Annotated in this window: 2 protein-coding genes; one reads left to right on the plus strand and one right to left on the minus strand. The window is 75.2% G+C overall.

All coding sequences use genetic code 11. The annotated features are described in order from the left end of the window. The first annotated feature begins 85 nt into the window (after window positions 1-85). On the plus strand, window positions 86-751 hold the full coding sequence (locus tag F8274_RS30515) for a futalosine hydrolase (protein ID WP_151465843.1): 666 nt from the start codon (window positions 86-88) through the stop codon (window positions 749-751). On the opposite strand, the gene F8274_RS30520 is transcribed toward F8274_RS30515, so the two are convergent. Next, window positions 748-1,614 carry a helix-turn-helix transcriptional regulator gene (locus F8274_RS30520; RefSeq protein WP_151465845.1) on the minus strand — a complete coding sequence of 289 codons (867 nt, stop codon included), beginning with the start codon at window positions 1,612-1,614 and terminating at the stop codon, window positions 748-750. The two genes, F8274_RS30515 and F8274_RS30520, sit on opposite strands and share 4 nt — an antisense overlap. Window positions 1,615-1,981: the final 367 nt, after the last annotated feature.

Below are 1,981 nucleotides of genomic sequence, written 5' to 3' on the forward strand. Positions count from 1 at the left end.
CGCCCACGGAGGACGAGGGGCGGTAGATGTGGAACCCGGGCGGCAGCGAGGAGGAGAACCGGCGGGAGCCCCGGGGACCGGTGGCGTGACCGGGTTGCTGGTGGTGACCGCGGTGCCCGCCGAGGCGGACGCGGTCCGGGCGGGCCTCACCGACCTCAGGGGCACCGACGCCGCCGTCACCGTCGCGCCGGTCGGGGTCGGCTCCGCCGTCGCCGGCGCCGCCACCGCGCGGCTGCTGGCGCTGGCCGAGGCGGCCGGACGCCCGTACCGGGCGGTGGTCAGCGCGGGCATCGCGGGCGGCTTCGTCGGCCGCGCCCCGGTCGGCGGCACCGTCCTGGCCACCCGCAGCGTGGCAGCCGACCTGGGCGCCGAGTCCCCCACCGGCTTCATCCCGCTGGAGGATCTGGGCATGCCGCCCGAGCTGCTCGGCGGCGGCAGCACCGTACCCGCCGACCCCGGCCTGCTGGGCGCCCTGCGCACCGCCCTGCCGGAGGCCACCGTCGGCGCGGTGCTCACGGTCAGCACGGTGACCGGCACGGCCGCGAGCACCGCGGCGCTCGCCGACCGCCACCCCGACGCCGTGGCCGAGGCCATGGAGGGGTACGGCGTCGCCGTCGCCGCCGCCCAGGCCGGCCTGCCCTTCGCCGAGCTGCGGACGGTCTCCAACCCGATCGGCCCGCGCGACCGCAGCTCGTGGCGCATGCGCGAGGCCTTCGCCGCACTCACCGCAGCGTCCGCGGCCCTCCGCTAGACCTGCGGCGGCCGCCCTCGAGTGACCGGCCGGTCGAACCGCAACGCCGCCGGCCGGCTCGCCTCCATCCGGAACCCGCACGCCAACAGGAAGGTGACTCCCGGCTCCTGAGCCAGCGCCCGGACGCAGGCGAGGTCACTCGACGCCACCTCGGCGAGCAACGCCTCCACGAGCCGGCGCCCGATGCCCAACCGGCGACGCTCGGCCGCCACCAGCACCCCGTCGAGGACGACCTCCCGCTCCCCCGGCCGCTCCTCGCCACCCCAGCGCAGGTGCGGACTCTGCTCGTGCGCCCGCAGCTCACCGACCAGATCGCCACCGGGCCGCTCCGCCACGAACCGCCAGGCCGTCGCCGGCACCGTGGGCCCGGTCACCCGCCGCACCGTCACGGACCCCCGCACCCACTCCCGCTCGCGCCGCTGGTCCCGGTACTCCCGGTTCAACCGGTAGGTGGCTGGCGGCAGCGGCAGGGGCCACCGCTTCGGCGGCAGTGTGTACCACTCCGCCCACCACGCTCCCGGCCAGTCCCGGGGCTCGTGGACCTCCCACACGTCCAGGTGCGCGGGATACCGCCGGCCGGCCTGGTCCCGCAGCTCCCCGTGTGGCACCGGCGACGGGCAGACATCCTCGGCAGCCGGCCCGGCATCCAGTCGGACCCGCCCATTCGCCGCCCGGACCAGCCGCTCCACGGTCCGGTAACGCGGGTCGGTGGTCCGCCCGGACTCGATCCGCGCCACGGCGGCCTGCGGAACTCCGGCCCGGTCGGCCAGCTCCCGCTGGCTCAGGTCAGCCCGCCGCCGTAGCCGGCGCAGCAGGTCACCCAGATCGGTGCTCTGTTCGGTCCCGGACGTCGGCTCATCCACACCCGGGATGCTCCCGCCTGCGCAGGCGCGATCTCAACAGCCACCACCAACCTGTGGATAACCCTGTGGACATCAGCTTCCCAAGGGGTCGGCATGTGGATAGAGAGCCGCTTTCGAGCTGAGTCGATGGTGATGTCGAACGTGCCCGGCCCGCAGTCGGATGCCGTTCGAGCTGAGTCGGTGGTGACGTCGCACATGCCAGGCGGCAACCGCATGCCCGGCCGAGCTGAGTCGGTGGCGACGGTGCACACGCTCGGACGGCATCGCACGGACTTTCGAGCTGAGTCGGGCGACGCCACCGGCTCGGCTCCCCGCCTCCCCGCCGATGAGTCGGTTTCGACATCAGCTCGAAAGGCACCAACTGGTC

It is taken from the genome of Micromonospora sp. AMSO31t, assembly GCF_008868175.1.
Classification (GTDB): domain Bacteria; phylum Actinomycetota; class Actinomycetes; order Mycobacteriales; family Micromonosporaceae; genus Micromonospora.